Source organism: Micrococcus sp. APC 4021 (assembly GCF_030407635.1).
Classification (GTDB): domain Bacteria; phylum Actinomycetota; class Actinomycetes; order Actinomycetales; family Micrococcaceae; genus Micrococcus; species Micrococcus luteus.
In genome coordinates, this window is record NZ_JASDCZ010000101.1 from 1 (window position 1) to 8,123 (window position 8,123).

Consider the following 8,123-nt stretch of genomic DNA (forward strand, 5'->3'; position numbering starts at 1 on the left):
GCTCCGTCCCCGGCGGGGCCCCTCCGGGACGCATCGTGGCCGAGGTCGGCGTCGGGGCGTTGGGCCTGACCATGACGCGCGTCCGCCCGGCCCTGGACGCCCCGCTGATCCACGCACTCGTCACGGAGCCGCGGGCGGAGTTCTACGGGATGCGCGGGCACAGCGTGCAGGACGTCGAGGAGGTCTACGACTTCCTCGAGTTCCAGCCCACCCACGCGAACCACCTCGTGTGGCACGGCGGGACCCTCGTGGCCCTCGTGCAGACCTACGACCCTCGCGCGGAGGAGGTCGGCGGCGCCTACGAGGTGCGGGACGGGGACCTCGGATTCCATTTCATCACCGCCCCCGGCGGCCTGCAGGGGCGCGCCCGCGCCACGGCCTACCGGAGCATTGTGGACTGGTTGGGCGCACGCCCCGGCACGCGTCGGCTCGTGATCGAGCCGGACGTCCGCAACACGCGGGCCGTGAAGACCGCCCGGGCTCTGGGCTTCACGGTGGACCGGGAGGTCGAGCTGCCGGGCAAGCGGGCGGCGCTGTACTTCCGCGACGCACGCTGACCCGGCCCCGCACACGGCGACGGCGCGCACCCGCCTCGGTGCGCGCCGTCGTCGTGCCGGTCAGGGGCGGTGGCTCACTTGTGCTCGGCCACCCCCGTCTGGCCCTCCCGGACCAGGGCGGTCATGCGGGAGACCGTGCGGAAGTACTTCTTCATGTAGCCGCCGTGCATCATCTCCTGCGTGAACAGGGCGTCGAAGGGCACACCGGAGGCGAGGACGGGCACGTCCTTGTCGTACAGGCGATCCGCGAACACCACGAAGCGCAGGGCCGTGGCCTGCTCCGTGATGGTGTGCACGTCGTGGAGGGCGAGCACGTCCACGTCCTTGACGAGCTCGCGGTAGCGGGAGGGATGCACGCGGGAGAGCATCGCGGTGAGGTCCGCGAAGTCGTCCACGGCGAGCACACCCGCGTCGGGGAAGTTCTCCTGGGCGGTGGCCTCGACGGCGGCGTCGTCCAGCGGCGACGGGGCGGCGGAGAGGCCGCGGTGGCGGTAGTCCTCGCCGTCCACGCGGATGACCTCGAACTGGTCGGCCAGGACCTGGATCTCGCGCTTGAAGTCCTGCGCCGCGAAGCGCCCCTCGCCGAGCGAGCCCGGCAGGGTGTTGGAGGTCGCCACCAGGCGCACGCCGGCGTCGGCCAGCTCGCGCATGAGGCGGGACATCAGCACGGTGTCCCCCGGGTCGTCGAGCTCGAACTCGTCGATGCACACGAGGGTGTACTCCTTGAGCTCGTCCACCGCCTTGCGGAAGGACAGGGCGCCCACGAGGTTGGTGTACTCCACGAACGTGCCGAACGCCTTGGGCCCGGGGGCCGCGTGCCACGTCGAGGCCAGCAGGTGGGTCTTGCCGACGCCGAAGCCGCCGTCGAGGTAAATGCCGGCCGGCCCTGCCGCCCGCTTCTTCCCGCCGAACAGGCCGCCGAGGAACCCGCCGCCCGAACCGCCCCGGCCGAGGTCTGCCGCGAACCGGCGCAGCCGCTCCACGGCCTGTGCCTGCGAGGGGTGCGCGGGGTCCGGGATGTAGGTGTCGAAGGACACCGTGCCGAAGCGGTACGACGGGTGGAAGCCGGCCAGCAGCTGGTCCGGGGTGACCTGCGGCGAACGGTCGGCGAGGTGGACGATCTGAGCCACGGGACACTCCCAGGGTCGACGACGGGGATTCCGGGCCATGCTATCGGGCCGCGGACCCGACCCATGTGACCTCGCGTGTCCCGGACTGAGGGGCCCCTACCCTCTTACGTGACACCGATGTGCCGTAATCTGTCGCGCAGGGCACGGACACGGAACCCGCCGTCGTCGTGCCGCCCGCCCCGGGCCCGTGCGGGCCCGCCCCGACGCGAAGGAAGGCAGTGCCATGACCGATACCGCCGCGAAGTTCTCCGAGTACGCCCACCCCGAGAAGCTGGTGTCCACGCAGTGGGTCGCCGACCATGTCGGCGACGAGGACGTCGTGGTCCTCGAGTCCAACGAGGACGCTCTCCTCTACTCCACCGGCCACATCCCCGGCGCCCAGCGCGTCGACTGGCACACCGAGCTCAACGACCCCGTCACCCGCGACTTCGTCGGCCCCGAGGCCTTCGCCGAGTTCGCCGCCTCCAAGGGGATCTCCCGGGACACCACCGTGGTGTTCTACGGCGACAAGTCCAACTGGTGGGCCGCCTACGCGCTGTGGGTGTTCACCCTCTACGGCCATGAGGACCTGCGCCTGATGGACGGCGGCCGTGACAAGTGGATCGCGGAGGGACGCGAGACCACCCGCGAGGTCCCGACCGTGGCCCGCGCGGAGTACCCGGTGATCGAGCGCGACGACCACACCGATCGCGCCGCCCGCGAGGACGTCCTGCAGGCCATCGGGACCACCCCGCTGATCGACGTCCGCTCCCGTCCCGAGTACACGGGCGAGACCACGCACATGGCCGGCTACCCGCAGGAGGGCACCCTGCGCGGCGGCCACATCCCCACGGCGGCGTCCGTGCCGTGGGCGTCCGCGGCCAACGAGGACGGCACCTTCAAGTCCCGCGCCGAGCTGGAGCAGGTCTACCGCACCGACGCCGGGCTGCGGGAGGGTGACGACGTGATCGCCTACTGCCGCATCGGCGAGCGCTCCTCCCACACCTGGTTCGTGCTCAAGTACCTGCTCGGCCACGAGGACGTCCGCAACTACGACGGCTCCTGGACCGAGTGGGGCAACGCCGTGCGCCTGCCGATCGCCGTCGGCGAAGAGCCGGGCGAGGCCCCCGCGCGCTGAGCCCCCGGCACGGCGTGGATCACTAGACTGGGACACCATGACCGAGAACCACGCCGTGCCCGCCGCCCTGGCCGAGATCATCGACGACTTCGCCGGGGTGCCCGATCCCGAGAAGCTCGAGCTGCTGCTGGAGTTCTCGGACGAGCTGCCGGCGCTGCCGGAGCGCTACGACGGCCACGAGGCCGAGATGGAGCAGGTCGTGGAGTGTCAGACCCCGCTGTTCCTGGCCGTCGAACTCGAGGGTGAGCCCGGCCCGCAGGCCCCGGTCCGCCTCTTCATCACCGCTCCCCCGGAGGCGCCCACCACGCGCGGCTTCGCCTCCGTGCTCACCCAGGGCCTGGACGGGCTGAGCGCCCTCGAGGTCGTGGACGTGCCCGAAGACATCCCCACCCGCCTCGGCCTGGCCAAGGCCCTCACCCCCCTGCGCCTGCGCGGCATGTCCGCCATGCTCGGCCGCATCAAGCGCAACGTCCGCGAGCAGGCCGGGATCGCCTGAGTCCGCCGTGGGCCAGCGCAAGAAGGATCGCGGCGCCCGGAACGGGGCGGCCACGCCGGCCGTCGCCGCTCTCGAGGCCGCCGGGGTCCCGTACCGGCTGCACACCTTCGACGTGGCCCTCGACGCCGGCGGCGAGCGGTTCGGCGTCCAGGTCGCCCGGGCGCTCAGCGTGCCCGCCGACCGACTGTTCAAGACGCTGATGGTGGCGGACCCCGACGGTGCGCTCGCGGCGTGCGTGGTGCCCGTGTCCGGTCAGCTGGACCTGCGGGCCGCCGCCGCGGTGCTGGGCGTCAAGCGGCTCGCCCTGGCCGATCTGGCCGTCGTCGAACGCCGGACCGGCTACGTGCGGGGTGGCGTCTCGCCCCTGGGCCAGCGCCGGCCCCACCCCGTCGTCCTGGACTCCTCCGCTCTCGACGCGGAGCTCATGTACGTCTCCGGCGGGCAACGCGGCCTGGATGTGGAGATCGCGCCCGCCGACCTCGTGCAGGTGACGGGCGCCGTCGTCGCGGAGATCGCGGCGGGCTGACGGGCGGGTCCTGCGGCCGGGCCGGTCAGGCGTCGTCGCGCGCCTGGCGGCGCACCGCGGCCATGCGCTGGCCGACGGTGACCAGGGACGCGGCAGCGAGCAGCCCCAAGGTGACGGCCAGGACGACCGGGGGCAGACCGAGGCCGGTGAGACCGGCGACCACGAGGGTGACCACGAGCCGTTCGGCGCGCTCGGCGATGCCCACGTGCGCGCTCCAGCCGAGGGCCTCCGCCTTGGCACGCACATAGGAGACGAGCATGCCCAGGGCGAGGCAGGCCCCGGAGAGCGCGCCGACCGCGGGTGCGGCGCCGACGCCGAAGCCCCACAGGCACAGCCCGAGGAACACGGCCGCGTCCTGCACGCGGTCCAGGGTGGAGTCGAGGAACGCGCCCCAGCGGCCGGTGGACCCGGCCTCGCGCGCCATGATCCCGTCCACCAGGTCCGAGAACACGAACGCGGTGATGAAGAGCGTGCCCCAGAACAGGTGCCCCAGGGGGAAGAGCACGAGCGCGCCCAGGCTCACGCCGAGCGTGCCGACGACCGTCACGGTGTCCGGACTGACCCCGGCCCGCAGGAGCGTACGGGCCACCGGGGTGAACAGGCGGGTGGTGACGCCGCGCGCGTGACGGTCCAGCATCAGGCGGGGTCTCCGGCCCCCGGGCGAGGATGCTCGGCCGCGGCACGGGCGTTGGCCGCCTGGCGCACACCGTGGTCCTGGGCGGCCCGGTCCCAGACGTCCGCGAGGATCTGCCGGGTCTCCCCCAGGGTCTGCGACATGTTCTTGGTCCGGGCGATGATCGGCAGGAAGTTGCCGTCGCCGGTCCACCGCGGCACCACGTGCTGGTGCAGATGGGCTGCGATCCCGGCGCCGGCCACCGCCCCCTGGTTCATGCCGAGGTTGTAGCCGGACGCGCCGGCGGCCTGGCCGAGGGCCAGCATCGCCGTCTGGGTCAGCTCCGCCATCTCGGCGACCTCCTCCGTGGTGGTGTCCGTGTACAGGGGCACGTGGCGGTAGGGGCAGACGAGCAGGTGACCGGGGTTGTACGGGTACAGGTTCAGCACCACGTAGGCGGTGCGGCCGCGGTGGACGATGAGGGAGTCCTCATCGTCGCGCTGCGGGGCCGCGCAGAACGGGCAGGTGTGCTCGTCCTTGACCTGGCCCGTCCCCTTGGACACGTACGCCATGCGGTGGGCGTTCCAGAACCGCTCGAAGGCGTCCGGGGCGCCGGGCAGCTCGAAGCCGTCCGTGGCGGCGGCGTCCGCCGACGCGCGGGCCTGCGCCCGCGCGTCGGATCCGCCGGTGCCGGGGCTGGTCATGGGGTGACCTCGCGCTCGCGCACCGCCTTCACGATGCGTTCGATCGCCTCCTCCACCGGCACGCCGTTGTCCTGGGTGCCGTCGCGGAAGCGGAAGGACACGGCGCCCGCCTCCCTGTCCTCGCCGCCGGCGATCAGCACGAACGGCGCCTTCTCCTTGGCCGCGGTGCGGATCTTCTTCGGGAAGCGGTCCGAGGAGTCGTCCAGGCGCGCCCGGATCCCCTCGGCGCGCAGCTTCGCGACGACGTCGTCCAGGTAGTCGTTGAATGCCTCGGCCACCGGGATGGCCACGACCTGCTCCGGGGCAAGCCAGGCCGGGAACGCGCCGGCGTAGTGCTCGGTGAGGACGCCCAGGAAGCGCTCGATGGAGCCGAAGAGGGCGCGGTGGATCATCACGGGGCGCTGACGGGTGCCGTCGGCGGCCTGGTACTCGAGGTCGAAGCGCTCGGGCAGGTTGAAGTCCAGCTGGATGGTGGACATCTGCCACGTACGGCCGATGGCGTCCCGGGCCTGGACCGAGATCTTCGGGCCGTAGAACGCGGCGCCGCCCGGATCCGGGACGAGCTGCAGACCGGAGGCCTCCGCGACCTCGGCGAGGGTGCGGGTGGCCTCCTCCCAGATCTCGTCGGAGCCGACGAACTTCTCCGGGTCCTTCGTGGAGAGCTCGAGGTAGAAGTCGTTGAGGCCGTAGTCCTTGAGCAGGTCGAGGACGAAGTTGAGCGTGGTGGTCAGCTCCTCCTTCATCTGCTCGCGGGTGCAGTAGATGTGGGCGTCGTCCTGGGTCATGCCGCGCACGCGCGTGAGCCCGTGGACCACGCCGGACTTCTCGTACCGGTACACGGAGCCGAACTCGAACAGCCGCAGCGGCAGCTCACGGTAGGACCGGCCGCGGGAGCGGTAGATCAGGTTGTGCATGGGGCAGTTCATCGGCTTGAGGTAGTAGTTCTGCCCCTGGCGCGTGATCTCGCCGGTCTCGGGATCACGGACCTCGTCGATGTGCATGGGCGGGAACATGCCGTCCGCGTACCAGTCGAGGTGGCCGGACACCTCGTAGAGGTGCTGCTTGGTGATGTGCGGGGTGTAGACGAACTCGTAGCCGGCCTCGGTGTGGCGCCGACGGGAGTAGTCCTCCATCTCCTTGCGGATGATGCCGCCGCGCGGGTGGAACACGGGCAGGCCGGAGCCGAGCTCGTCCGGGAAGGAGAAGAGATCCAGCTCGGCGCCGAGCTTGCGGTGGTCGCGGCGCTCGGCCTCGGCGAGGCGCTCCTGGTAGGCCTTGAGGTCGTCCTTGCTGGCCCAGGCGGTGCCGTAGATGCGCTGCAGCTGCTTGTTCTTCTCGTTGCCGAGCCAGTAGGCGGCGGCGGAGCGGGTGAGCGCGAAGCCGTTGCCGATGAGCTTGGTGGAGGGCAGGTGCGGGCCGCGGCAGAGGTCGCACCACACGGCGTCGCCGGTCTTGCGGTCCACGTTGTCGTAGATGGTGATCTCCCCGGCCCCGACCTCCACGGAGGCGCCCTCGCCGGCGGTGTCCGCGGCGTCCTTCTTGCCGAGCAGCTCGAGCTTGTAGGGCTCGTTCGCCATCTCGGCGCGGGCGGTCTCCTCGTCCACGACGCGGCGGCGGAAGGTCTGGCCGGACTTCACGATCTTCTGCATGAGCGAGGAGATCTGCTTGAGGTCCTCGGGGGTGAAGGGCTCGTCGACGTCGAAGTCGAAGTAGAAGCCGTCCGTGATGTACGGGCCGATGCCGAGCTTGGCGCCCGGGCGCAGCTGCTGCACGGCCTGGGCCATCACGTGGGCGGTGGAGTGCCGCAGCACCTCGAGTCCCTCGGGCTCCGTGATGTCCACCGATTCGACGGACGCGCCGGCGGGGATCTCGCGGGCCAGGTCCCAGAGCAGGCCGTCCACCCGCATCACGGCGGTGGTCGGCTTCTCGCGGAAGAGGTCGAGGCCGGTGGTGCCGTGCGTCACCTCCCGCAGCTCTCCGTCCACGGTCAGCAGGATGTTCTTCGGCTCCGACACGGTGCTCCTTCGAGGTCTGGCTTCGGGATCGGTGGCGTACGGGGGCCACCGTCGGCCGCGTCCCATTCTAGGGGCGCGGCCGGACGGCGGGGCACGGAGGCGGACGGTCTCATCTGTCCGGGGTGGGCAGCAGCTCCCACGTCTCCGGGTGGGGCACCGGGATCGGGGTGTGCTCCGGAGCGGGCCGATCGGGTGCCGTGCGGCCGGGGCGGGCCCCGCCGGCCGGCCCGACGTCGGTGCGCACCTTCACGGGCCAACCGCCCGTGCCGTGGTGCGGGATGTCCGGCAGGGGCTGCGCCCCGGTGCCCGCCCGGCCGCTGCGGCGCGCGGCGGCGGCTCGGCGGTCCGCCGCGAGCCAGTCCCGCCACTGCTGCCGGGTGGCGTCCAGGTAGTCGGGGTCCGGGAGCGTCTGGGGTCGGTGCAGGTCCCAGGCGCGCACGGCCTGGACGGACACGGCCCGGCCGCCGGTGCGCCGGACGGTGCCCTCGATCAGCAGGAGGCGCGCGGAGAAGAGCATCTCCCCGGAGGCGTGCTGGGCCTCGGTGAAGAAGGAGGCGTCCACGCAGCCGGTGCCGTCGTCCACGGAGAGGAACACCACCCGCTTGCCGCTGCGCATGGGCGGGGTCTGGGTGGCCACACGCACCCCGGCCACGAGCACCCGGGACTGCGTGCGCAGCCCGAGCAGGTCCTTCGCCCGGGTGACGCCGAGCGCGTCCAGGTACGGGGCGTGGGAGTCCATGAGGTGGGCGGTGACGTCCAGGGCGGTGAGCTCCAGCTCGGTGCGGACCCGGGCGGCCGGGGCCGGGTCCGGGAAGAGCGGGGCGAGGGCGGTGAGCTCGGTGTCCGGCAGGTCCAGGGCCATCTGGCCCTCCACCTGCCGTGGACGGCCGCACCGCCCCGCGCTCGCGGTCCGCGGGTGGTGGAGTGCTGGAGTTCGAGGTGGTGGACGAGGTCGGTGCGGGAGG

Annotated in this window: 8 protein-coding genes and 1 pseudogene; 4 read left to right on the forward strand and 5 right to left on the reverse strand. The window is 72.3% G+C overall.

The features are described from left to right. The coding region (locus QL983_RS08910; RefSeq protein WP_290152388.1) for a GNAT family N-acetyltransferase at positions 1 to 557 on the forward strand (557 nt) is incomplete at its 5' end. Between the two features lie 74 nt (positions 558 to 631). On the opposite strand, the gene zapE is transcribed toward QL983_RS08910, so the two are convergent. Next, the gene (zapE, locus tag QL983_RS08915) at positions 632 to 1,687 is read right to left on the reverse strand and encodes a cell division protein ZapE (protein ID WP_036340820.1); all 1,056 of its coding nucleotides are present in this window, start codon (positions 1,685 to 1,687) and stop codon (positions 632 to 634) included. Positions 1,688 to 1,910: 223 nt separating this feature from the next. Here zapE and QL983_RS08920 point away from each other — a divergent pair, with 223 nt between their 5' ends. From QL983_RS08920 to QL983_RS08930, 3 genes are read left to right on the forward strand one after another with little or no spacing between them, the layout of a single operon-like run. Further along, positions 1,911 to 2,804: a sulfurtransferase gene (locus QL983_RS08920; RefSeq protein ID WP_144818452.1), complete on the forward strand. Its 894-nt coding sequence runs from the start codon at positions 1,911 to 1,913 to the stop codon at positions 2,802 to 2,804. Between the two features lie 37 nt (positions 2,805 to 2,841). Continuing rightward, positions 2,842 to 3,300, forward strand: a complete 459-nt coding sequence (locus QL983_RS08925) for a SufE family protein (RefSeq protein WP_020624761.1) — start codon at positions 2,842 to 2,844, stop codon at positions 3,298 to 3,300. Between the two features lie 7 nt (positions 3,301 to 3,307). Then, complete coding sequence (locus tag QL983_RS08930; protein WP_269295549.1) at positions 3,308 to 3,826, forward strand: aminoacyl-tRNA deacylase; 519 nt, start codon at positions 3,308 to 3,310, stop codon at positions 3,824 to 3,826. A gap of 25 nt (positions 3,827 to 3,851) precedes the next feature. On the opposite strand, the gene pgsA is transcribed toward QL983_RS08930, so the two are convergent. The 4 genes and pseudogenes from pgsA to QL983_RS08950 form a co-directional block, all read right to left on the reverse strand. Next, positions 3,852 to 4,463, reverse strand: a complete 612-nt coding sequence (gene pgsA, locus QL983_RS08935) for a phosphatidylinositol phosphate synthase (protein WP_144825979.1) — start codon at positions 4,461 to 4,463, stop codon at positions 3,852 to 3,854. After that, the gene (locus tag QL983_RS08940; RefSeq protein WP_144919265.1) at positions 4,463 to 5,143 is read right to left on the reverse strand and encodes an HIT domain-containing protein; all 681 of its coding nucleotides are present in this window, start codon (positions 5,141 to 5,143) and stop codon (positions 4,463 to 4,465) included. Before QL983_RS08940 ends, pgsA begins: the two co-directional genes overlap by 1 nt. Next, entirely contained in the window at positions 5,140 to 7,158 is a 2,019-nt protein-coding gene (gene thrS / locus QL983_RS08945) for a threonine--tRNA ligase (protein WP_036340809.1), read from the reverse strand. Before thrS ends, QL983_RS08940 begins: the two co-directional genes overlap by 4 nt. A gap of 109 nt (positions 7,159 to 7,267) precedes the next feature. Beyond that, positions 7,268 to 8,123: pseudogene (locus QL983_RS08950) on the reverse strand (OB-fold nucleic acid binding domain-containing protein); the annotation flags it as partial.

Excerpts from the sequence above, each read along its gene's own strand:
- QL983_RS08920 (WP_144818452.1), top strand. The coding sequence starts at position 1,911 with ATGACCGATACCGCCGCGAAGTTCTCCGAGTACGCCCACCCCGAGAAG.
- QL983_RS08925 (WP_020624761.1), top strand. The coding sequence starts at position 2,842 with ATGACCGAGAACCACGCCGTGCCCGCCGCCCTGGCCGAGATCATCGAC.
- pgsA (WP_144825979.1), bottom strand. The coding sequence starts at position 4,463 with ATGCTGGACCGTCACGCGCGCGGCGTCACCACCCGCCTGTTCACCCCG.
- QL983_RS08940 (WP_144919265.1), bottom strand. The coding sequence starts at position 5,143 with ATGACCAGCCCCGGCACCGGCGGATCCGACGCGCGGGCGCAGGCCCGC.